Origin of the sequence: Frigoribacterium sp. Leaf164 (genome assembly GCF_001423665.1) — a bacterium.
In the GTDB taxonomy this organism is placed as follows: domain Bacteria; phylum Actinomycetota; class Actinomycetes; order Actinomycetales; family Microbacteriaceae; genus Frigoribacterium; species Frigoribacterium endophyticum.
Genome location: NZ_LMOX01000001.1, coordinates 1345752 through 1368301, shown reverse-complemented (window position 1 = coordinate 1368301; position 22550 = coordinate 1345752). Strand labels below are relative to the sequence as shown.

The 22550-nt window shown below is 74.3% G+C and carries 23 protein-coding genes; all 23 read right to left on the bottom strand.

The features are described 5' to 3' along the window. Positions 1-115 (bottom strand): hypothetical protein (locus tag ASF82_RS16080; protein ID WP_235491214.1); only part of this gene is annotated, 115 nt, incomplete at its 3' end. Beyond that, positions 116-889, bottom strand: a complete 774-nt coding sequence (trpC, locus tag ASF82_RS06165; protein WP_056054748.1) for an indole-3-glycerol phosphate synthase TrpC — start codon at positions 887-889, stop codon at positions 116-118. It lies immediately after the preceding gene. Continuing rightward, positions 890-1147: a DUF6704 family protein gene (locus ASF82_RS06160; RefSeq protein WP_056054745.1), complete on the bottom strand. Its 258-nt coding sequence runs from the start codon at positions 1145-1147 to the stop codon at positions 890-892. Positions 1148-1181: 34 nt separating this feature from the next. Next, positions 1182-1841 (bottom strand): Trp biosynthesis-associated membrane protein, encoded by a 660-nt coding sequence (locus tag ASF82_RS06155; RefSeq protein WP_056054741.1) that lies wholly within the window; start codon positions 1839-1841, stop codon positions 1182-1184. Continuing rightward, on the bottom strand, positions 1841-3364 hold the full coding sequence (locus tag ASF82_RS06150) for an anthranilate synthase component I (protein ID WP_056054737.1): 1524 nt from the start codon (positions 3362-3364) through the stop codon (positions 1841-1843). The genes ASF82_RS06155 and ASF82_RS06150 overlap by 1 nt, the downstream gene beginning before the upstream one ends. Next, entirely contained in the window at positions 3361-3816 is a 456-nt protein-coding gene (hisI, locus tag ASF82_RS06145) for a phosphoribosyl-AMP cyclohydrolase (RefSeq protein WP_082514356.1), read from the bottom strand. Before hisI ends, ASF82_RS06150 begins: the two co-directional genes overlap by 4 nt. Before the next feature lie 14 nt (positions 3817-3830). Next, positions 3831-4607: an imidazole glycerol phosphate synthase subunit HisF gene (gene hisF / locus ASF82_RS06140; RefSeq protein ID WP_056054731.1), complete on the bottom strand. Its 777-nt coding sequence runs from the start codon at positions 4605-4607 to the stop codon at positions 3831-3833. Positions 4608-4609: 2 nt separating this feature from the next. After that, positions 4610-5449 carry an ATP phosphoribosyltransferase gene (hisG, locus tag ASF82_RS06135; protein ID WP_056054728.1) on the bottom strand — a complete coding sequence of 280 codons (840 nt, stop codon included), beginning with the start codon at positions 5447-5449 and terminating at the stop codon, positions 4610-4612. 97 nt (positions 5450-5546) lie between these two features. Next, positions 5547-5810, bottom strand: a complete 264-nt coding sequence (locus tag ASF82_RS06130; RefSeq protein WP_056054725.1) for a phosphoribosyl-ATP diphosphatase — start codon at positions 5808-5810, stop codon at positions 5547-5549. Continuing rightward, a complete protein-coding gene (rpe, locus tag ASF82_RS06125; protein WP_056054723.1) occupies positions 5807-6472 on the bottom strand; it encodes a ribulose-phosphate 3-epimerase in 666 nt (221 codons plus the stop codon). Before rpe ends, ASF82_RS06130 begins: the two co-directional genes overlap by 4 nt. A 50-nt stretch (positions 6473-6522) precedes the next feature. Then, a complete protein-coding gene (locus tag ASF82_RS06120; protein WP_056054720.1) occupies positions 6523-7884 on the bottom strand; it encodes an RsmB/NOP family class I SAM-dependent RNA methyltransferase in 1362 nt (453 codons plus the stop codon). Continuing rightward, entirely contained in the window at positions 7881-8897 is a 1017-nt protein-coding gene (locus ASF82_RS06115) for a methionyl-tRNA formyltransferase (RefSeq protein WP_082514355.1), read from the bottom strand. The genes ASF82_RS06120 and ASF82_RS06115 overlap by 4 nt, the downstream gene beginning before the upstream one ends. A gap of 128 nt (positions 8898-9025) precedes the next feature. Then, positions 9026-11059 (bottom strand): hypothetical protein, encoded by a 2034-nt coding sequence (locus ASF82_RS06110; protein WP_056054717.1) that lies wholly within the window; start codon positions 11057-11059, stop codon positions 9026-9028. Positions 11060-11088: 29 nt separating this feature from the next. Further along, complete coding sequence (gene metK, locus ASF82_RS06105; RefSeq protein ID WP_056055904.1) at positions 11089-12318, bottom strand: methionine adenosyltransferase; 1230 nt, start codon at positions 12316-12318, stop codon at positions 11089-11091. 141 nt (positions 12319-12459) lie between these two features. Beyond that, positions 12460-12726: a DNA-directed RNA polymerase subunit omega gene (rpoZ, locus tag ASF82_RS06100; protein ID WP_056054714.1), complete on the bottom strand. Its 267-nt coding sequence runs from the start codon at positions 12724-12726 to the stop codon at positions 12460-12462. 118 nt (positions 12727-12844) lie between these two features. Beyond that, positions 12845-13729: a guanylate kinase gene (gmk, locus tag ASF82_RS06095; protein WP_056054710.1), complete on the bottom strand. Its 885-nt coding sequence runs from the start codon at positions 13727-13729 to the stop codon at positions 12845-12847. Further along, on the bottom strand, positions 13726-14601 hold the full coding sequence (pyrF, locus tag ASF82_RS06090) for an orotidine-5'-phosphate decarboxylase (RefSeq protein WP_056054706.1): 876 nt from the start codon (positions 14599-14601) through the stop codon (positions 13726-13728). Before pyrF ends, gmk begins: the two co-directional genes overlap by 4 nt. After that, positions 14598-17873: a carbamoyl-phosphate synthase large subunit gene (carB, locus tag ASF82_RS06085; RefSeq protein ID WP_056054703.1), complete on the bottom strand. Its 3276-nt coding sequence runs from the start codon at positions 17871-17873 to the stop codon at positions 14598-14600. The genes pyrF and carB overlap by 4 nt, the downstream gene beginning before the upstream one ends. After that, complete coding sequence (gene carA, locus ASF82_RS06080; RefSeq protein WP_056054701.1) at positions 17873-19057, bottom strand: glutamine-hydrolyzing carbamoyl-phosphate synthase small subunit; 1185 nt, start codon at positions 19055-19057, stop codon at positions 17873-17875. Before carA ends, carB begins: the two co-directional genes overlap by 1 nt. Next, positions 19050-19574, bottom strand: coding sequence for a hypothetical protein (locus ASF82_RS06075; protein WP_056054698.1), 525 nt, complete (start codon positions 19572-19574; stop codon positions 19050-19052). Before ASF82_RS06075 ends, carA begins: the two co-directional genes overlap by 8 nt. After that, positions 19571-20938, bottom strand: coding sequence for a dihydroorotase (locus tag ASF82_RS06070; protein ID WP_056054695.1), 1368 nt, complete (start codon positions 20936-20938; stop codon positions 19571-19573). Before ASF82_RS06070 ends, ASF82_RS06075 begins: the two co-directional genes overlap by 4 nt. Further along, positions 20935-21891, bottom strand: a complete 957-nt coding sequence (locus ASF82_RS06065; RefSeq protein ID WP_056054693.1) for an aspartate carbamoyltransferase catalytic subunit — start codon at positions 21889-21891, stop codon at positions 20935-20937. The genes ASF82_RS06070 and ASF82_RS06065 overlap by 4 nt, the downstream gene beginning before the upstream one ends. Next, positions 21888-22475 (bottom strand): bifunctional pyr operon transcriptional regulator/uracil phosphoribosyltransferase PyrR, encoded by a 588-nt coding sequence (gene pyrR / locus ASF82_RS06060; protein ID WP_056054690.1) that lies wholly within the window; start codon positions 22473-22475, stop codon positions 21888-21890. Before pyrR ends, ASF82_RS06065 begins: the two co-directional genes overlap by 4 nt. Positions 22476-22550: the final 75 nt, after the last annotated feature.

Here is a 22550-nt window from a genome sequence, read left to right as displayed (position 1 = left end):
CCGCCGCCGCCTTGTAGGCGGCGTCGAGCTCGTCGAGCGCCGCCACCAGGGACTCGGGGACGAAGCGGCCCCCGAAGGAGCCGAAGTAGGGCCCCGTCTCGTCGCGCAGTGCCATCTAGACCTCCAGGAAGCTGGTGAGTGCGGCCGCGGGGTCGCCGTGCGTGACGAGGGCCTCGCCCACGAGCACGACGTCGGCACCGGACCGGCGGTAGTGGGCCACGTCGGCCGGGGACGCCACGGCGCTCTCGGCGACGCGGGTGACGCCGTCGGGGACGAGCCCGGACAGGCGGCCGAAGAGGTCGCGGTCGAGCTCGAACGTGGCCAGGTCGCGGGCGTTGACGCCCAGGACCTCGGCCCCGGCGTCGAGGCCGCGGGCGACCTCGTCGGCCGAGTGGGTCTCGATCAGGGCCGTCATGCCGAGCTGGCGGACGAGGTCGTGCAGCTCGACGAGCCGGGCCTGCTCGAGGCCGGCCACGATGAGCAGGACGATGTCGGCGCCCGCCGCTCGGGCCTCGAGCACCTGGTAGGGCTCGGCGATGAAGTCCTTGCGGAGGACGGGGACGTCGACGGCGGCCCGGACGGCCTCCAGGTCGGCGAGCGTGCCCTTGAAGCGTCGCCCCTCGGTGAGGACGCTGATGGCGCTGGCGCCCCCGCGGGCGTAGGCGGCGGCGAGGGAGGCGGGGTCGGCGATGGCCGACAGGTCGCCGCGCGACGGGCTGGCGCGCTTGACCTCGGCGATCACCTTGACGCGCTCGGCCGGGGCCAGTGCGGCCCGGGCGTCGAGGGCGGGCGGGCGGGCGAGGGCAGCGGCCTCGACCCGCTCGAGGGGCAGCGTGGCGCGGCGGGCCTGGGCGTCGGCCAGGGCGCCCGCGAAGAGGTCGTCGAGCACCTAGTTGTGCGCCTTCGGCACGTAGCGGTGACCGCCCACGCCGTAGCCGGCGCGCTTGAGCACGAGGCCGACGACCAGGCCGACGACGACGAGGCCGGCGGCGGCCCAGACGACCCACTCGACGGCGAAGAAGAAGGCCACGGTGCCGATGGAGAACGCGACGAGCATGATCACGACGGCCGTCCAGGCCGCGGGCGAGTTGCCGTGGCCGAGGTCGTCGGCGGTCTCGGTGCTGTCGTTCTTCGTCTGCGTGCTCACGGTGCTCCTTGGATCAAGACGGGACGGGCCCACTCTACCGGTCGTGCCCCGGGAGGTCAGGACGCCGCAGGGGGTCGTCGTCGCCGTCCACGCCCTCGTCGGCGCTCCCGCCCGTGGGGTCGTCGCCCCCGGACAGCGAGTCCCAGGCGGCGGCCGGGTCGTCGGCGGGGTCGGCGGCGACGAGCCGCGTGGCGCTGTACTTGCGCCCGGCCCGGGGCCAGGCCCCGGAGAGCAGGACGACGGAGGCGCCCAGCACGGCGACGAGGACCCCCGCGACCAGCGCCACCGCCGGCCACGGCGTCGCCACCGCGTTCGAGACGAGCTGGTGCAGCGACTCGTCACCGTCGACGCCCGTGGCGTCGGTGACGGCGCTGCCGGCGGCGCGGACGGGATCGCCGAGGGCGACGGAGGCGGTGGTCGCGATGCTCGCCCCGAGGAGCACCTGCAGGGCGCCGAGGACCACGCGGAAGACACGACCGGCGATCGTCAGGGCCCCGGCCGAGGCGAGCACGGCCAGCGCGAGGGCCGAGAGCGGAGCGGCGGCGACGTCGCCCGCCGCGGTGAGCCGGAGCTCCCCGCCCTGCGGCGACTGGACCACCAGGTCGAACCACGGCTGGGTCCAGGCGAGCAGCGCCAGGCCCGCGAACAGCACTCCGGCGAGGATCGAGACGAGCTTCAGGCGCCCGCCCCGCATCAGCGGAGCCTCGTCATGGCGTTGGCCACGGCGACCGCCCGGAGGGGCGCCGCGGCCTTGTTGCGCGCCTCCTGGTTCTCGGCGACCGGGTCGCTGTCGGCCACCAGCCCCGCCCCGGCCTGGACCCGGGCGACGCCGCCCTGGATGAGGACCGTGCGGATGGCGATCGCGACGTCGGCCGAGCCGGCGAAGTCGAAGTAGCCGACGACGCCGCCGTAGACGCCGCGCTGGGCGGGCTCCAGCTCGTCGATGATCTCGAGGGCACGGGGCTTGGGCGCCCCCGAGAGCGTGCCGGCCGGGAAGGTCGCCCGGAACGCGTCGATGGCGTCGTGGCCGGGGGCCAGGTCGCCCTCCACGCTCGACACGAGGTGCATGATGTGGCTGAACCTCTCCACCTGCATGAACTCGGTGACCTCGACGGTGCCCGGCGTGCAGACCTTGAGCAGGTCGTTGCGGGCGAGGTCGACGAGCATGAGGTGCTCGGCGCGCTCCTTCTCGTCGTGCTCGAGGCGGTCGGCGAAGGCGAGGTCGGCCTCGGGCGTGTCGCCGCGGGGCGCGGAGCCCGCGATGGGGTGCGTGAACACGCGGCGGCCCTCCACCTTGACCAGGGCCTCGGGCGACGAGCCGACGATCCAGTAGGGCTCCCCCGCCGCGTCGGCGAGGCTGACCAGGTACATGTACGGGCTCGGGTTCAGCGTGCGCAGCACCCGGTACACGTCGAGCGGCTCGGCGGTCAGCTCGTGGTCGAAGCGCTGCGACACCACGACCTGGAAGACGTCGCCGTCGCGGATGAACTGCTTGGACCGCTCGATCGCGGCCGCGTACTCCTCGTCGGTCGTGCGGCGGACCGGCGTCGGCTCGACGGTGAGGTCGACGTCGGAGAGGTGCGCCTCGGTGGGCACCGCGAGCTCCGCCTGCAGGCGGTCGAGCCGCGCCTGCGCGTCGGCCCAGAGCGTGTCGGCGTCGTCGGTGCCGTCGGCCAGGACGGTGGCGATGAGGAGCACGGCCCCGGTGCGGTGGTCGAGCGCCACGAGCTCCGAGACGAAGCTCAGGGCCTGAGAGGGCACCTCGAACTCCGCGGGCGGAGCGTCGGGCAGGTGCTCGAGCTCACGGACGGCCTCCCAGCCGACGAAGCCGACGAGCCCGCCGGTCAGCGGCGGCAGCCCGTCGATGCGCGGGGTCGCCCACCGGTCGTGGAGCGCGCTCAGCACCTCGAGGGGCGCCCCGGTGGCGCCGCCCAGGGCTCGCTCCTCCGAGAGGCCGTGGTCGAGCCACCGCGGGCGCCCGGCCTCGGTCGTGAGGACGCCGAACGAGGAGACCCCGACGAACGACCAGCGCGACCAGATGCCGCCCTGCCCGGCGGACTCGAGGAGGAAGGTGCCGGGGCGGCCCGCGGCGAGCTTGCGGTAGATGCCGACCGGGGTCTCGCCGTCGCCGAAGAGGTCACGGACAACCGGCACCACCCGGTGGTCGGGCAGCAGGGCGTCGAACGCCGGCCGGGTGGTCGAGGTGCGCCCGCTCACGCGGCGGCTCCGTCGAACGGCCCGGTCGCGGCGGCCGGGGCGGAGGCGGTGACGGGGTCGAGCGGGTCGACGTCGAAGCACGACCGGGCGCCCGTGTGGCAGGCCGCCCCGACCTGCTCGACGGTGACGAGCAGGGCGTCGTCGTCGCAGTCGAGAGCGGCGGCACGGACGAACTGGGCGTGGCCCGAGGTGTCGCCCTTCCGCCAGTACTCCTGTCGGGAGCGCGACCAGAAGGTCACCCTCCCCTCCGTCAGGGTCCTGCGGAGCGCCTCCGCGTCCATCCAGCCCATCATGAGGACGTCGCGCGACACGGCGTCCTGGATGATCGCGGGCAGCAGGCCGGCGTCGTCGAAGCGCGCGCGGGCGACCACGGGCTCGACGGTCTCTCGGGTGAGCGTCGTGCCGGCGCGGTCGTCGTCGCCGTCCGCGGGAGGCGTGGGCTGGTCGGTCATGGGGGCTCCCGGGGTCATCGGACGACGGCGCCGGACGCCGCCAGCTCGCGCTTGACGTCGCCGACGGTCAGCTCGCGGGCGTGGAAGACGGAGGCGGCGAGGACGGCGTCCGCACCGGCCGCGATGGCCGGGGCGAAGTGCTCGACCGCACCCGCGCCTCCGGACGCCACGACGGGCACCCGGCTGTTCTCGCGCATGAGGCGGATGAGCTCGAGGTCGAAGCCCTGCTTCGTGCCGTCGGCGTCGATCGAGTTGACGAGCAGCTCGCCCGCGCCCCGCTCGACCGCTTCTCGCGCCCAGGCGACGGCGTCGAGGTCGGTCTCGGTCCGCCCGCCGTGCGTCGTCACGACGAAGCCGGACGCCGTCCGTGACGAGCGCTTGACGTCGAGGGAGAGGACGACCGCCTGGGCGCCGAAGCGGTCGGCGATCTCGCCCACGAGGTCCGGGCGCGCGATCGCGGCGCTGTTGACGCCGATCTTGTCGGCGCCGGCGGCCTGCAGCCGGGCGACGTCGTCGGCGGAGCGGACTCCCCCGCCCACCGTCAGCGGGATGAAGACCTGCTCGGCGGTGGCGCGCACGACGTCGTAGGTCGTCGAGCGCTCGTCGACCGTGGCGGTCACGTCGAGGAAGGTGATCTCGTCGGCGCCCTGCTCGTAGTAGGTGCGCGCCAGCTCGACGGGGTCGCCCGCGTCGCGCAGGTCGAGGAAGTTGACGCCCTTGACGACACGGCCCGCGGCCACGTCGAGGCACGGGATGACCCGGACGGCGAGCGACGGATCGGAGGCCGTCACGGTCAGAGCCTCGCGGCGTGGATCGGGCTGACCAGGATGGCCCGGGCGCCCAGGTCGTAGAGGGCGTCCATGACCTGGTTGGTGTCGCCGCGCGGCACCATCACCCGGACGGCCGCCCAGTCGCGGTCGTGCAGCGGGGAGACCGTCGGGGACTCCATGCCCGGCGCGACCGCGGTCGCCGCCTCGAGCTGCGTGAGCGGCACGTCGTAGTCCATCAGCACGTACTGGCGGGCGACGAGCACGCCCTGGAGGCGGCGGTGCAGCACGCTCAGGCCCTCGACGGCCGGGTCGCTGGCGATCAGCACCGCCGTCGACTCGAGGATGACCGGGCCGAAGATCTCGAGCCCGGCGGCGCGGAGGGTGCCCCCGGTCGAGACCACGTCGGCGACCGCGTCGGCCACGCCGAGCTGCACGGCGCTCTCCACCGCACCGTCGAGGCTCACGAGCGTCGCGGAGACGCCGTGCTGCTCGAGGAAGCTCCCGACGAGACCGGCGTAGCTCGTGGCGACGCGGGTGCCCTCGAGGTCGCGGACGTCGCCGAAGCGGCCGGGAGGGCCCGCGAAGCGGAAGGTGGAGCCGCCGAAGTCGAGCGCGGCGACCTCGTGCGCCGGCGAGTGGCTGTCGAGCAGCAGGTCACGGCCCGTGACGCCGACGTCGAGGGCGCCGGAGCCGACGTAGGTCGCGATGTCGCGGGGGCGCAGGTAGAAGAACTCGACGCCGTTGCGCGGGTCCTCCACGTGGAGGGTGCGGGTGTCACGACGGCCGGTGTAGCCGGCCTCGCTGAGCATGGCGGAGGCGGTCTCGCTGAGGGAGCCCTTGTTGGGCACTGCTACGCGGAGCATGGTCTGGGTCGTTCCGATCTGACGCCGCGGGTCGGCGGCGAGCTGCTGGTCGGCCGGGGGCGTGCCCGGCGGCGCGACTCGGGTGGTGGGGACGAGCTCAGAGATGTCGCCACACGTCGTCGGGCGTCAGGCCCTTGGCGATCATCAGCACCTGCACGTGGTAGATCAGCTGGGAGATCTCTTCCGCAGTGGCGACGTCGCCCTCGTACTCGGCGGCCATCCACACCTCGGCGGCCTCCTCGACGATCTTCTTGCCGATCTGGTGGACGCCGGCGTCGAGCTCGGCGACGGTGCCGGAGCCCGCGGGCCGGTCACGGGCCTTGTCGCTGAGCTCGGCGAACAGTTGGTCGAAGGACTTCACGACGACAAGGCTACCGTCGCGGCGGCGGCCCGCAGTGCCGCGATGCGCTCGGCGGGGTCGCCCCCGTAGACGGCCGAGCCGGCGACGACGGTGTCGGCCCCGGCCGCGACGGCCGTCACGATCGTCTCGGTGTCGATGCCGCCGTCGACCTCGAGCCAGACGTCGAGGCCGGAGGCGCGCACGGCCTCCCGGGCGCGGGCCAGCTTGGGCATCGTGTCGGCCTGGAAGGACTGGCCGCCGAAGCCGGGCTCGACGGTCATCACCAGGATCATGTCGAACTCGTCGAGGGTCTCGAGGTACGGCTCGACCGGCGTGCCGGGCTTCACGGCGATGCTCGCGCGCGCGCCCGAGCTGCGGATCGCCCGGGCGGTCGCCACGGGGTCGGCCGCGGCCTCCGCGGAGAACGTGACGGAGAAGGCGCCGAGCTCGGCGTACCGGGGCGCCCAGCGGTCGGCGTCGTCGATCATGAGGTGGACGTCGAGCGGCACGGGGCTGACCTGCCGCAGCCGCTCGACGACGGGCAGCCCGATCGTGAGGTTCGGCACGAAGTGGCCGTCCATGACGTCGACGTGGACGAGGTCGGCGGTCGCGATGCGGGCGAGGTCGCGCTCGAGGTTGGCGAAGTCGGCCGAGAGGATGCTGGGGCTGATGCGAACGGGCACGGGAGGAGCCTACCGGCCCGCTCCCGGCAGGGCCCCGACCCCGCCGCCCCTCAGCCGAGCTTGCGGACCAGGGCCGTGAACATCGCGTCGGTGCCGTGGCGGTGCGGCCAGAGCTGCACGTACGGCGCGCTGGCGAGGTCGACGGGCCGGCCGGCCACCTCGGCGAGCGTCGCGGTGGCGTCGAGGACCTCGACGTCGTCGCGGCGGGCCGTGCCCGTCTCGACGATCGCCCGGGTCTCGGCGAGGTGCGGCGAGCACGTCACGTACGCCAGGAGCCCGCCGGGGGCCAGGGCGTCGAGCGCGCTCGCGAAGAGCTCGGCCTGGAGGGAGGTGAGGTCGCCCACGTCGCTCGGCTGCTTCCGCCAGCGCGCCTCCGGCCGCCGCCGCAGGGCGCCGAGCCCGGTGCAGGGCGCGTCGAGCAGGATGCGGTCGTACGAGCCGGGCTCCTCCGTGCCGAAGCGCCTCGCGTCGCCCTCCCGCACCTCGACGCCCCCGGGCACGACCTCGAGGGCCTGCCGCACGAGCCCGACGCGCGCGGGCACCAGTTCGTTGGCGACGAGCGTCGCTCCGGCGCGGGCGGCCTCGGCCCCCAGCAGGGCCGCCTTCCCCCCGGGGCCGGCACAGAGGTCGAGCCAGCGCTCGCCCGGCGCGGCCGGGTGGTGCCGGCTCAGGAGGAGCGCGGCCATCTGGGAGCCCTCGTCCTGCACGCGGGCGCGCCCGGCGCGGACGGCCGGGTGCTGCGAGGGGTCTCCCCCGGCGCTCGTGGCCGCCAGCGGCGACAGCTTCCCGCTCGGCGGGCCGAGCTCGTCGACCTCGGCGAGGCCGGGCAGGGCGACCAGGCTGACCCGGGGGGCGTCGTTGTCGGCCGCGAGCAGGTCGGCGAGCTCGTCGACGCGGCCTTCCGCGGCGAGGGCCCGGCGGAAGGCCCGGATCACCCAGGTCGGGTGCGACCACTCCGCCGACAGGCGGTCGTCGTCGCTGGTGGCGGCGTCGAGCACCCGCTGCCGCCACTCCTCGGGCGTGCTGCGCGAGACCGCCCGGAGGACCCCGTTGACGAACCCGGTGCCCGACCGGCTGCCGACCTGTCGCGCCAGCTCGACGGACTCGTCGACGGCGGCGTGCACCGCGACCCGGGTCGAGAGCAGCTGGTGCACCCCGAGGCGGAGCACGTCGAGGAGCGCGGGGTCGACGGCGTCGGCGGGCCGTCGGGCGGCCAGCGCGATCACGCGGTCGTAGTACCCCCGGAGCCGGAGCGTGCCGTACGTGAGCTCGGTCGCGAGGCCGGCGTCGGCGGGCTGCAGCCGGGCCCGGGCGATCCGCTGCGGCAGGAGGAGGTTCGCGTAGGCGTCGTCCTCCTCCACCGCCCGCAGCACGTCGAGGGCGATCTGGCGGGCGGGCTGGACGCGGCTCACGCGGGTCCTCCTGTGGGGGTCGAGGCATCGGCGGGGGCGGACGCGGAAGGGGCAGCGGCGGAGGCGGACGCGGAGGCGGAGGGGGCCGCGGCGCGGAGCAGGGGCCCCGGGTCGGAGGCCAGGCCGCGCCACCAGTCGGCGCCCGGCATCGGCTTCTTCCCGGGAGGCTGCACGCGGACGAGCTCCAGCGGTGAGCTCGCGGTGCCGACGACGAGACGTCGACCACGGAGCTCGAGCCGGCCCGGCGCGGGGGCGGGCGCGTCCGTGTCGTCGACCCGCGCCTCCAGCACCTTGAGGCGGCCCTCGCCGAGGGGCAGGTGGGCCCCCGGCTCGGGCGTGGTGCCGCGCCACCGGTCGAGCACCGCGGGCGCGGGGGCCGCGAGGTCGAGGGCGCCGTCGTCGAGCGTGAGCTTGGGGGCGGTCGTGACCTCGCCGACCTGCGGCCTGCCGACGGCGTTCCCGGCGGCGAGGGCGTCGACGACGCCGGTGAGCAGGTCGGCGCCGCTGGCGGCGAGCTCGGCGAGGAGCTCGCCCGCGGTCTCGTCGCCGCCGAGGGGGCGCTCGACCGTGCCGAATACCTCGCCGGCGTCGAGCTCGGGCACGAGCTGGAAGACGGCGGCTCCCGTGACGGGATCGCCGGCCATGAGGGCGCGCTGCACCGGGGCGGCTCCGCGCCAGCGGGGCAGCAGCGAGAAGTGCAGGTTGACCCAGCCGAGACGCGGGGCGGAGAGCAGGGGCTCCCGGAGCAGGGCCCCGAAGGCGACGATGACGCCGAGGTCGGCGTCGAGCGCGGTGATCGCGGCCGTCACCTCGTCGGTGACCCGGCGCGCCTTGAGCACCGGCAGGCCGAGCCGCTCCGCCTCGACGGCGACCGGGGTGGCGGTCAGCGCGCGACGTCGCCCCTGGGGCGTGTCGTCGCGGGTGAGCACGGCGACGACGTCGTGCTCGCTCGCCGCGAGGGCGGTGAGGGACGGGACTGCGGCAGCGGGGCTGCCGGCGAAGACGAGGCGCACGAGGGGTCCTGGGGGTCGGTGGTGGTGGGTGGTGGGCGGTGGGCGGAAGGTGACGGGCTGCTGACGGACGGGGCACCGGGGAGGCGCGGGGCCGACCCGGACGGCGGCCCGGTCAGCCGGCGGCCGGGTCAGTCGGTGAACGGCTCGACGTCGTCGAAGCGCACCCTGAGTGTAGGGAGCGGTCGGCCGCGACGGCCCGCGACCGCCTTGCGTCGACCGGTCGCGGCGCGGATGACCTGGGAGCGCAGCACCTGGGCCACCTCGGCGCCCCGGGCGAAGTCGAACCGGACGATGGCCCGGACGCCGGCGTCGGGCACCTCGACCGGGCCGAGGACCTCCCGGCCGACCTCGGGCGGGAGCGCCTCGAGGGCCTGGGCGACGGTGTCGACGGTGCCGGTGACCGTGGCCACGCGGACGGCGGGAGGGAACCGCAGCTCGCGCCGGTCGGCGAGCTCGCCCGACACGTAGCGGGCGAGCTGCCACGTGGCGAGCGCCGAGGCCAGCGCCCCCCCGACGCCGACGAGCACCACGGGCGCGCGGCGGGCGGCGAGGGCCGTCGCGTTGGCCCACCAGCGGAGGCAGTCCTCCGCGACGCGCAGGCTCTCCCGCGCGAGCATCCGCTCGCCGTCGAGGAGGAGGACGGCGCGGTAGCCGCCCGGGGCGATCGGCTCCGCCCCGCGGGTGGCGACGACGATGGCCGGCTCGTCGTCGACCCGGACGATCTCGCGGGAGCCATCGGAGACGATGACGCGGACGCCGGGGAAAGCCTTGCCCAGCTCGTCGGCCGTCCGCGAGGCGCCCGTGCCCACGCTCTTCATCACGGTGCCCTCGCAGGTCTGGCAGCGCCAGCCGACGGCCAGGGCCCCGCACCACGAGCAGGCCGGCTGGGCTCCCTGCGACCGCTGCACGAGGGGCCCGTTGCAGCGCAGGCACCGGGCGGTGTCGCCGCACTCCGTGCAGGCGAGTCGCGGCGAGTACCCCGGGTGGGCGACCTGGATCAGGACGGGCCCGTGCTCGACCGCGGCCCGCGCCTCCGTCCAGGCCGTGGAGGGGATCCTGGCCTGCGCGGCGAAGCCGTCGCGGGCCGCCTGCTGCGAGGTCGGGACGACGTGCGGCTGGTAGCGCGGGTCGGGGCGCACCTCGGCGAGGAAGCCGATCTCGACGAGGCGCTGCACGTCGGTGCTGCGCGTGTGCCCGAGGAAGACCAGGGCGGTGCCCTGCTGGGCCTGCCGCAGCAGCGCCGTGTCGCGGGCGTGCACGTAGGGGCTGAGGGGCTCGGAGAACAGCGGGTCGCCGTCGTCGAAGACCACGATGAGCCCGAGGCGCTCCGCCGGCGCCAGGAGCACCGACCGGTTGCCGACCAGGACGAGAGGAGTCGCGCCCCGGGCCCGCAGGACGGCCCGGTAGCGATCGGCGTTCGACTGGCGCGAGTCGAGCCGGACGACCCGGTCGGGCGGGAGGACGGCCGCCAGCGCGCGCAGCACCTGGTCTTCGTCGCGGTGGTCGGGCACGGCGACGATCGTGTCGTCGCCGGCGGCGAGGGCCACCGTCGCCAGCTCGGCGGCCGTGACCGCCCAGCGGCCGACCCACGTGCCGTCGGGGAGCTCGGCGAGCAGCGGCACGGCGTCGACCGCGGCGCGCCCCCTCGCCGGCACGAGGCCCGCCAGGGCGTCGGCGGAGTACCCCGTCACGGCGTGCGCCTCGACGGCCTCGTCGGCGACCGGCTCGGCGCCCGCGGCCTCCTCGAGGGCGGCGAGGTGGGCCTTCTCCACGCGCACCTGCCGGGGCGGGACGGCGAGCCTCAGCACGTCGCTCGCGGAGCCGCCGGCGCGGTCGGCCACGGCCCGGGCGAGGCGGTAGACCTCCGGGGCGAGCACGGGGACCGTCGACACGACGTCCTCCAGGTCGCTGAGCTCGCCCCGGTGGTCGCTCGTCGTGTCGAGCTCGACGACGAACGCGTCGGCGATGCGCCCCGCCGAGCGGAGCGGCACCCGCACGCGCACGCCCGGCGCGACGTCGGCGCGGAGGTGAGCGGGGACGGCGTAGTCGAAGAGCCGGTCGAGCTGCGGCAGGGGCGACTCGACCAGGACCCGGGCCACCGCCCGGGGCGCGGCGACGTCGACGGACCCGCCCGACGCGGGCTCCTCCGCCGACGGGGACACCGCTGCCGTCGCCACGCCCGTCGGACCCGTCAGAGCCCGGCGGCGGCCCGCAGGGCGTCGACCCGGTCGAGGGCCTCCCACGTGAACTCGGGCAGCTCGCGGCCGAAGTGGCCGTAGGTCGACGTCGCGGCGTAGATCGGGCGGAGCAGGTCGAGGTCGCGGATGATCGCCGCGGGGCGGAGGTCGAAGACCGCCGTGACGGCCTCGATGATGGTCTCGTCGGGGACGTGGCCCGTGCCGAAGGTCTCGACGTAGAGCCCGACCGGTGCGGCGCGGCCGATGGCGTAGGCGACCTGGAGCTCGATGCGGTCGGCGAGGCCGGCGGCCACGGCGTTCTTCGCCACCCACCGCATGGCGTAGGCCGCGCTGCGGTCGACCTTCGACGGGTCCTTGCCGGAGAACGCGCCGCCGCCGTGCCGGCTGGCGCCGCCGTAGGTGTCGACGATGATCTTGCGGCCCGTGAGGCCGGCGTCGCCCTGGGGGCCGCCGATCTCGAAGCGGCCCGTGGGGTTGATGATGAACCGCGTCTCGCGGGAGTCGAGGCCCGCCTCGTCGAGGACGGGCCGCACGACGTGCGCGATGACGTCGGCCTCGAGCTGCTCCATCGACACGCGCGGGGAGTGCTGCGTCGACACCACCACGGTGTCGACCGTCTTCGGCACGACGCCGTCGTAGCCGACCGTCACCTGGGTCTTGCCGTCGGGGCGCAGGTAGTCGAGCTCGCCCGACTTGCGGACGTGGGCGAGGCGCTCGGCGAGACGGTGGGCGAGCCAGACGGGCAGCGGCATGTACTGGGGCGTCTCGTTCGTCGCGTAGCCGAACATGATGCCCTGGTCGCCGGCGCCCTGACGGTCGAGGACGTCGTCGGAGGTGCCGGCCCGCGCCTCGAGGGCGGTGTCGACGCCCTGAGCGATGTCGGGCGACTGCGCGCCGATCGAGACCTCGACGCCGCAGGTGCGCCCGTCGAAGCTGACGGCGCTCGAGTCGTAGCCGATGCCGACGATCAGGTCGCGCACGATCGTGGGGATGTCGACGTACCCCTTCGTCGTCACCTCGCCGGCCACGTGCACGAGCCCGGTGGTGACCATGGTCTCGACCGCGACCCGGCTCGCCGGGTCGACCGCCAGCAGGGCGTCGAGGATGCCGTCGGAGATCTGGTCGCAGATCTTGTCGGGGTGGCCCTCGGTGACCGACTCGGACGTGAACAGCCGCAGGCTGCTCGCGGCCGGTGTCGGGCTGCTGGTGGTCTGGTCGGTCAGGGTCACGGGTCCTCCGGGTGTCGGGACGGGCCCCCGGGGGTGCCCGGGGACGGGGCGAGGCCCCGCGGGATCGACTCCTGCGGGGCCTCGTCTGATGGTACGACCGACCACCGTCGATGACGGCGGTCGGCGGGAGGGGCGCTACTCGGCGGGCGCCGCGAGCGGCTTGACCTCGAGCTTGTCCTCGTTGATCTCGTGCATGGCGACCGAGAGGGGCTTGTCGTCGATGGTGCTGTCGACGAGCGGTCCGACGTTGTCGAACAGGCTGCCCTCGTGCAGGTCGGCGTAGTAGTCGTTGATCTGGCGGGCGCGCTTGGACGCGAAGATGACGAGCGCGTACTTCGACTCGACCTTCGAGAGCAGCTCGTCGATGGGCGGATCGATGATGCCCTGGTTCTTGTCGGCCATGTGGTGCTCCTCTTGTCATGTCGCAGTGCTGCGTGTGGCGGTGCTGCGTGTGGCGGTGCCGCCGCGGCCGGGGCCGGGGCGGGAGATCGTGGCGCCGGTCAGGCGCGGGGCGGCCTGGTCAGGACGCAGTCATCAAGTCTACGACCTCACGAGCCGCTTCTGCCACGTCGTGGTTCACGACCTTGACGTCGAACTCGTCCTGGGCGGCCAGCTCGACCTTGGCGGTCTCGAGGCGACGCTGCTGCTCCGCGGCGTCCTCCGTGCCGCGGCCGATGAGACGGCGGACCAGTTCGTCCCAGGTGGGCGGCAGCAGGAAGACGAGCACCGCCTCCGGCATCGCCGTCCGGACCAGGCGCGCCCCCTGGAGGTCGATCTCGAGCAGGACGCTCCGGCCCTCCTGGAGCGCGGCGTCGATCGGCGGCCGCGGCGTGCCGTAGCGGTACGAGTTGTGGACGACGGCGTGCTCGAGCAGCTCCCGCTCGCGGATCATGCGGTCGAACTCAGCGTCGTCGACGAAGTAGTAGTGCACGCCGTCGACCTCGCCGGGGCGGGGCGAGCGCGTCGTCGCGGAGATCGAGAGGTGCACGTCGGGGTAGTTGTCGCGGATGTACGACGACACCGTGCCCTTGCCCACCGCGGTCGGGCCCGCGAGGACGACGAGGCGCGACCGCTGCCGGCCCTTCGCCTCGCGGTGCGCGAGCCAGTCGCCGAGGATGCGGCGCTGCCGCACGCCCAGGCCGCCGACGCGCTTGGACTCGGCGATGCCGAGGTCGGCCATGATGCGCGCGACCCGGGTCGGCCCGATGCCAGGGATGCTCGTGAGGAGCTCGCGGACGCGGAGCGTCGCCTCGGGCTCGGTGGCCTCGCCGGCCCAGGCCGACTCGGCCACGTCGAGCGCCGATCGACGACGCTCCGCGATCGACGCCTTGACGGCGGCGCGGGCCCGACGGGCGGCGACGGCGGCACGGGCGGCGGCGGCCCGGTCGACCGGGGGCGGGGTCATGCGAGGCACGAGCGGACCTCCTCCTGGTCGCGGCGCACGGCGGCGGCCACGCCCGAGGGGCCGGCCGACAGCACGCCCCGCGACGTCGAGACGACGACGGCGTCGGCCGCGGGGCCGTACAGGCTGCGCAGCTGGTCGTACCGGGCGCCCTGGTGGCCGAAGCCCGGGGCGAGCACGGGCGTCGTGGTCAGCCGCGCGACGTCGATGCCGGTGGCGGCGAGGTCGACGGTGGCGCCGAGCACCAGTCCGACCGAGCCGAGGCGGGTCTCCCCCGCGGTCTGGTTGTCGTCGAGCACGTGGTCGACGATACCGCCCGCGACGGTGACGACGCGCCCGTCCGCCCCGGCGGAGCCGGCGCGCTGCACGCCCTGCGCCTCGGGGTTCGAGGTCGCGCCGAGCACGAAGACCCCGGCACCGGAGGCGCGGGCCAGGGCGATCGTGCCGGCCGCGGCCCCGAAGCCCAGGTAGGGCGACACCGTCAGCGCGTCGACGCGCAGGGGCGAGTCGGGCGAGAACCAGGCCTCGGCGTACGCGTCCATGGTGCTGCCGATGTCGCCGCGCTTCGCGTCGCCCACGACGAGCAGGCCGGCGTCGCGGGCCGCGGCGAGCACCGCCTCGAGGGCGGCGAAGCCCGCGGAGCCCCACCGCTCGTAGAACGCGACCTGCGGCTTGACGATGCCCGCGCCTCCCCGGGTCGCCTCGACCACGCGGAGGCCCATCTCCCGCGCGCCTGCGGCGCTCACGGGCAGCGACCACTCGTCGAGCAGCCAGGGGTGCGGATCGATGCCCACGCAGAGCGGACCGACGCTCGCCATGACGTCGGCGAGCCGGTCGCCGAAGGGGGCGGGCGCCGCTGGCGCGGTCGGGGTCATCGGCGAGCGGCCCGGGCGATGCCGTAGTCCTGCAGGCTGGTCACCTCGAGGTCGGTGTGCACGGCCTCGATCGACGCCACGGCGGCGCCGAGCTGCGCGATCGTCGTGAAGAGCGCCTTGTCGGCCGCGACGGTGGCGGCGCGGATCTCGTAGCCGTCCGCCCGCGCGCTGGACCCGCTCGGCGTGTTGATCACGATGTCGACCTCGTCGCGGTTGATCAGGTCGACGACGCTCTCGCCGCCGGCGCTGAACTTCGCCACGGTGTCGGCCGCGATCCCGTTGCGCACGAGGACGGTCGCGGTGCCCTCGGTCGCGAGGATCCGGAAGCCGAGCTGCTGCAGGCGCAGCACGGGCAGCACGATGGCCCGCTTGTCACGGTCGGCCACCGACACGAACACCGTGCCCGACGTGGGCAGCCCGCCGTAGGCGGCGGTCTGGCTCTTCGCGAAGGCGCGCGGGAAGTCGCGGTCGATGCCCATGACCTCGCCGGTGGACCGCATCTCGGGGCTCAGCACGCTGTCGACGATCTGCCCCTCCTTCGTGCGGAACCGCTTGAAGGGCAGGACGGCCTCCTTGACGGAGATCGGCGAGTCGAGCGGCACGTCGGAGCCGTCCTGCTCGGGCAGCAGGCCGCTCTCGACGAGCTCGCGGATCGACGTGCCGACCATCACGAGCGAGGCCGCCTTCGCGAGGGGGATGCCGAGGGCCTTCGAGACGAAGGGCACCGTGCGGCTGGCCCGGGGGTTCGCCTCGATGACGTAGAGCACGCCCGCGGCGATCGCGAACTGGACGTTCAGCAGGCCGGAGACCCCGATGCCCTGCGCGATCGCGAGGGTCGCCTCGCGGACGCGGTCGATCTCGCCCTTGCCCAGCGTGACCGGGGGCAGCGTGCAGCTCGAGTCGCCGGAGTGGATGCCGGCCTCCTCGATGTGCTCCATCACGCCGCCGACGTAGAGCTCGGTGCCGTCGTAGAGCGCGTCGACGTCGATCTCCACCGCGTCGTCGAGGAACCTGTCGACGAGGAGCGGCGCGTCGGGCCCGATGATCGCCGCGTCCTGCACGCGGACGAAGTAGTCGGCCAGCGACGGGCTGTCGTAGACGATCTCCATGCCGCGGCCGCCGAGGACGTACGACGGACGGACGAGCACGGGGTAGCCGATCTCCTCCGCGACGGCGACGGCGCTCTCGTAGTCGGTCGCCGTGCCGTTCTTCGGCGCGAGGAGGCCCGCCCGGTCGAGGATGGCCGAGAACAGGCCGCGCTCCTCGGCGGAGTCGATCGCGTCGGGGGTCGTGCCGAGGATGGGCACCCCGGCCGCCTCGAGGCCCTTCGACAGGCCGAGCGCCGTCTGGCCGCCGAGCTGCACGACGACGCCGACGAGCTCGCCGCTCTGCGACTCGGCGTGGACGACCTCGAGGACGTCCTCGAGGGTCAGCGGCTCGAAGTAGAGCCGGTCGCTGGTGTCGTAGTCGGTCGAGACCGTCTCGGGGTTGCAGTTGACCATGATCGTCTCGTAGCCCGCGTCGCTCAGCGCGAAGCTGGCGTGCACGCACGAGTAGTCGAACTCCACGCCCTGGCCGATGCGGTTCGGGCCGGAGCCGAGGATGACCACCTTGCGGCGGTCGCTCGGGGCGACCTCGGTCTCGACGTCGTAGCTCGAGTAGTGGTACGGCGTGAGGGCCGGGAACTCGCCGGCGCAGGTGTCGACGGTCTTGTAGACCGGGCGCACGCCGAGCGCCCAGCGCTGCTCGCGGACCTCCTGCTCGCCGAGGCCGCGCAGCTGCGCGATCTGGGCGTCGCTGAAGCCGTGGTCCTTCGCGTGGGCGAACAGGTCGGCGTCCAGCTCCGCGGCCGCGGCGACCTCGTCGGCGACCTCGTTGATCAGGACCACCTGGTCGATGAACCAGGGGTCGATGGCGGTGGACTCGAACACCTGCTCGGCCGTCGCGCCGGCACGCAGCGCCTGCTGCACGGTCACGATGCGCCCGTCGGTGGGGGTGTGCGCCAGCGCGAGGAGCGCCTCCGCGTCGCCCGGCTCGCCCTCCCAGTGGAAGCTCGACCCGCGCTTCTCGAGCGAGCGCAGGGCCTTCTGCAGCGCCTGGGCGTAGTTGCGGCCGATGGCCATGGCCTCGCCGACGCTCTTCATCGTCGTGCTCAGCGTGGTGTCGGCCGCCGGGAACTTCTCGAAGGCGAAGCGCGGCACCTTGACGACGACGTAGTCGAGGGTGGGCTCGAAGGAGGCGGGGGTCACCTTCGTGATGTCGTTCGGGATCTCGTCGAGCCGGTACCCGAGGGCGAGCTTCGCGGCGATCTTGGCGATCGGGAAGCCCGTCGCCTTCGACGCGAGGGCGCTGGAGCGGGAGACGCGGGGGTTCATCTCGATGACGATGACGCGGCCGTTCGTCGGGTCGACCGCGAACTGGATGTTGCAGCCGCCCGTGTCGACGCCCACGCGCCGGATGATGTCGATCGAGATGTCGCGGAGGTTCTGGTACTCACGGTCGGTGAGGGTCAGCGCCGGGGCGACGGTGATCGAGTCGCCGGTGTGCACGCCGACCGGGTCGACGTTCTCGATCGAGCAGACGACGACCGTGTTGTCGGCCGTGTCGCGCATCATCTCGAGCTCGTACTCCTTCCAGCCGAGGATGCTCTCCTCCAGGAGGACCTCGGTGGTGGGGCTCTGGTGCAGGCCGTCGGTGACCATGCGCACGAGCTCGTCGCGCGTGTAGGCGAAGCCCGAGCCGAGGCCTCCCATCGTGAAGGACGGGCGGATGACGAGCGGGTAGCCGAGGTCCTCGGCGTACTCGATCGCCTCGTCGACCGTGTGCGCGATGTACGACTTCGCGACGTCGGCTCCGGACTCGAGCACGAGCTCCTTGAAGAGCTGGCGGTCCTCGCCCTTCTGGATCGCCTCGACCCTGGCGCCGATCAGCTCGACGCCGTGCTTCGCGAGGATCCCCTCGGCGTCGAGGGCGATGGCGGCGTTGAGGGCCGTCTGCCCGCCGAGCGTGGGCAGGATCGCGTCGGGGCGCTCCTTGACGATGATCGCCTCGAGCACCTCGGACGTGATCGGCTCGATGTACGTCGCGTCGGCGAAGTCGGGGTCGGTCATGATCGTCGCCGGGTTCGGGTTGACGAGGATGACCCGGACGCCCTCCTCGCGGAGCACGCGGCAGGCCTGCGTGCCCGAGTAGTCGAACTCGGCCGCCTGGCCGATGACGATCGGCCCGGAGCCGATCACGAGGACGGAGTTGATGTCTGCGCGCTTGGGCATCAGTTGCTGCTTTCCAGGTCGGAGCCGAAGTCGACGGGCTGGCCGGACTTCCGGGCGACGACCGCCTCGCGGAAGCGGTCGAAGAGGTGGTTGCTGTCGTGCGGGCCCGCGGCGGCCTCGGGGTGGTACTGCACCGAGAACGCCGGGATGTCGAGGGCGCGGAGCCCCTCCACGACCTCGTCGTTCAGGCTGAAGTGGCTGACCTCGACGCGGCCGAAGCCGGCGGGCGAGTCGAGCACGCCCTCGATCGGGGCGTCGACCGCGAAGCCGTGGTTCTGGCTGGTGATCTCGACCCGGCCGGTGGTCTTGTCGAGCACGGGCTGGTTGATGCCGCGGTGGCCGAAGGGCAGCTTGTAGGTGTCGAACCCGAGGGCCCGACCGAAGAGCTGGTTGCCGAAGCAGATGCCGAAGTAGGGCACCCCGTCGCGCAGCGCGCCGCGGAGCAGCTCGACCTGGGCGTCGCTGGCCGCGGGGTCGCCGGGGCCGTTCGAGAAGAACAGGGCGTCGGGGGCGAGCTCGCGGAGCTGCTCGGGTGTCGTGTCCTGCGGGAGCACGTGCACCTCGAAGCCGCGCTGGGCGAGGTAGCGCAGGGTCGAGGTCTTGACCCCGAGGTCGAGCACGGCGACCGTGCCGACGCCCTCGCCCTCCGCCGGGAGGACGTAGCGCTCCGTCGTCGAGACCTCGCTCGACAGGCTCAGGCCGCGCATGTCGGCCGAGTCGCGCACGAGGGCGAGCTGCTCGTCGTCGGCGAGGTCGAAGTCGGCCCCGCTGAAGATGCCGCCCCGCATCGAGCCGACGTCGCGGAGGCGACGGGTCACGGCCCGGGTGTCGATGCCCCGGATGCCCACGACGCCGTCGGCGACGAGCTGGTCGTCGAGGCTGCCCTGGGCGCGGTGGTTCGACACGACGCGGCTGGCGTCGCGGACGGCGTAGCCGGAGACCCAGATGCGGCGGGACTCGGGGTCTTCGTCGTTGACGCCGGTGTTGCCGACGTGGGGCGCCGTCATCACGACGATCTGGCCCGCGTACGACGGGTCGGTGAGGGTCTCCTGGTAGCCGGTCATGCCGGTCGCGAAGACGGTCTCGCCGAGGGTGCGCCCGACGGCGCCGTAGGCGCGGCCGACGTGGCGCGACCCGTCTTCGAGCACGAGGACGGCCCGGGGGGTGTTCGACGCGTCAGTCAATGGTCTTCTCTCCTGTGGGGGTGCCGGCCGCGGGGGCCGGGGGGACGAGGGGGCGCAGGGCGTCGACGACCGGTCGGGGGTCGTCGGCGAAGCGCAGGTAGGTGTCGACGACGGTGTCGCCGAGGCTCCAGGTGACCGCCACGAGGCCGTCGGTCTCGACGACGCGGTCGATCGCCCAGGTGGCGCGCTCGACGGCGCGGACCGAGGAGGCGCGGATCAGCACCGGGGGCTCGCCCGCGATGGCCAGCCGGACGCCCTCGGGGTGCACGGAGACGACTGCGCGACCGCGGAAGCCGAGGCCGTGGACGACGATCCGGTCGAGGGGGTCGCCGGCCCGGGTGGTGGCGACGTAGAACCCGTCGCGCTCGACGCTCGCGGGCCCGAGGTCGCCGGGGGCGCGCTCGGGGGCGGGCACCTCCGACTGTCGTCGCCCGCGGGCGCGCCAGGCGCGGACCATCGCGGCCATGAGGAGGCCGAGGAGCACGAGGACGGCGGCGCCGATGAGCCAGTAGGTCACCGGTCGGTCGCCTCCCCCGCGGCCAGCACGGCGCGAGCCGAGACCTCGGCGGCGGACCGGGCGACGGACTCGGCGTCGATCACGGACCCGTCGAGGACGGTCGCGTAGCCCTGGTGGAAGGTCGCCTCGACCCGCCCGGGGAGCCGTTCGCCCAGGTACGGCGAGTTCGTGCTCTTGCCCGCGAGGTGCTCGAGGCCGAAGGTGCGGGTCACCCCTCGATCGTAGAGCGTGAGCTCGGCGGGCTCCCCCACCGCGAGCGGGCGGCCCTGGCCGGCGACCTGCCCGATCACGGCCGGGGCCGTGGACATGACGCGGGCGACGTCGGCCCAGCCGATCATGCCCGTCTCGACCATGGTGCGGTGCACGACCGACAGGGCCGACTCGAGGCCGACCATCCCGTTGGCCGCGGCGTCCCACTCGCAGCACTTCGCCTCCGAGGTGTGCGGTGCGTGGTCGGTGGCGACGATGTCGACGGTGCCGTCGGCGAGGGCCGCGCGGAGGGCCTCGACGTCCTCCTGCCGCCGGAGCGGCGGGTTCACCTTGTAGCGCGAGTCGTAGCTCGAGACGAGCTCCTCGGTGAGCAGCAGGTGGTGCGGCGTGACCTCGGCGGTCACGGCGATGCCCCGGGACTTCGCCCAGCGGACCACCTCGACGCTGCCGGCCGTCGAGACGTGGCAGACGTGCAGGCGGGCCCCGACGTGGTCGGCGAGCAGCACGTCGCGCGCGATGATCGCCTCCTCCGCGACGGCCGGCCAGCCGCCCAGGCCGAGCTCGGCGGAGAGGGCGCCCTCGTTCATCTGCGCGCCCTGGGTCAGCCGCGGCTCCTGCGCGTGCTGCGCGAGCACTCCCCCGAAGCCCTTGATGTACTCCAGGGCGCGGCGCATCAGCAGCGGGTCGGAGACGCAGTGGCCGTCGTCGGAGAAGACCCGGACGGCGGCGCGCGACCGGGCCATCGTGCCGATCTCGGAGAGGTGCGTGCCGGCGAGGCCCTGCGACACCGCGCCGACCGGCCGGACGGTCACGTAGCCCGCTCGGTCGCCGAGGGCCTGGACCTGCTCGACGACGCCGGCGGTGTCGGCCACGGGCGACGAGTTGGCCATGGCGTTGACCGCCGTGTAGCCCCCGGCCGCCGCCGCGCGGGAGCCCGTGAGCACCGTCTCGCTGCCCTCGCCGCCGGGCTCGCGGAGGTGCGTGTGCAGGTCGACGAGACCGGGGAGCACGAGCAGCCCGTCGCCGTCGACGACCCGGGCGCCCAGGTGACTGAGCCCGGAGCCGAGCTCGGCCACGACGCCGTCGCGGACGAGGACGTCGGTGCGGCCGCCGTCCGGGGCCTCGACGGAGCGGATCAGGTAGGTGGTGGTCACGGGGTCCCTTCCCGGTCGCCGGCGAGGGTCAGGTAGAGCACGGCCATGCGGACGGCGACGCCGTTCGTCACCTGGTCGCGCACGGTGGAGCGGGGCGAGTCGGCCGCCTCGTCGCTGATCTCGAGGCCGCGGTTCATGGGCCCGGGGTGCATGACGATCGTCGTCTCCGGCAGCGTGCGGAACCGCGCGGCGCCGAGGCCCCAGGAGCGCGCGTACTCGCGGGCGTTGGGGAAGAACGCCTCGTGCATCCGCTCCTGCTGGATGCGCAGCATCATCACGACCTCGGGCCGGACGGCCGCGATGGCCTCGTCGAGGTCGTAGTGGACGTCGACCCCGAAGCGGCTGACGTCGACCGGCAGCAGCGTCGGCGGGGCGACCACGGTGACGTGGGCGCCGAGCGTCCGCAGCAGCCAGGCGTTCGACCGGGCCACGCGGGAGTGCAGCACGTCGCCGACGATGAGCACCTCCACCCCGTCGAGGTCGCGGCCGCGGCTGGCGGCGCCGTGGAGGCGACGACGCATCGTGAAGGCGTCGAGCAGCGCCTGCGTCGGGTGCTCGTGCGTGCCGTCGCCGGCGTTGACGATCCCGGCGTCGACCCAGCCGCTGTCGGCGAGCACGCGAGGGGCGCCGGAGGCGGGGTGCCGGAGGACGATGCCGTCGGCTCCCATCGCGGCGAGCGTCTGGGCGGTGTCCTTCAGGGACTCGCCCTTCGACACGCTGGAGCCCTTCGCCGCGAAGTTGATCACGTCGGCGCTCAGGCGCTTGGCCGCGGCCTCGAACGAGATGCGGGTGCGGGTGGAGTCCTCGTAGAAGAGGTTGACCACGGTGGTGCCGCGGAGCGTGGGGAGCTTCTTCACCTGCCGGGTGGCGACGTCGGCCATGTCCTCGGCCACGTCGAGCACCCGGAGGGCGTCGTCGCGGCTCAGGTCGGCCGTGCTGAGGAGGTGCCTCACGAGGTGGGCCCTCCGGTCTGCCCGGCGGAGGCGGTGCCGGGCTCGTCGCCCGCGCCTCCCTCGATGGCGACGCCGTCGTCGCCGTCGACCTCCGACAGGTGCACGTAGATGCGCTCCGACGAGGAGGTCGGCAGGTTCTTGCCCACGAAGTCGGCCCGGATCGGCAGCTCGCGGTGGCCCCGGTCGACGAGGACGGCGAGGCGGACGGCCCGCGGTCGCCCGAGCGCGCTGAGCGCGTCGAGGGCGGCCCGCACGGTGCGGCCCGAGTAGAGCACGTCGTCGACGAGCACGACGACCGCGCCGTCGATCCCGCCGGGCGGGAGGCTCGTGGGGTGGCTCGCCCGCGTCGGGTTTCGCCGCAGGTCGTCGCGGTACATCGTGACGTCCACGGCACCGACCGGGACGACGACGCCGGCGATCGACGAGAGGGTCGCTCCGAGACGCTCGGCGAGGGCGACGCCCCGCGTCGGCACCCCGAGGACCACGAGCCCGTCGGGGCCCCGGTTCGACTCGAGGATCTCGTGGGAGATGCGCGTCAGGGCGCGCGTGATGTCAGCCTGACTCAGCACGGTACGGGTGCTCAATCGGACCTCCTTCCCCGCCTCTCGGGACGGAATTTAAAGGACGTCGGGGTGGTGCGTCGCGACCCGGCCCGCAGG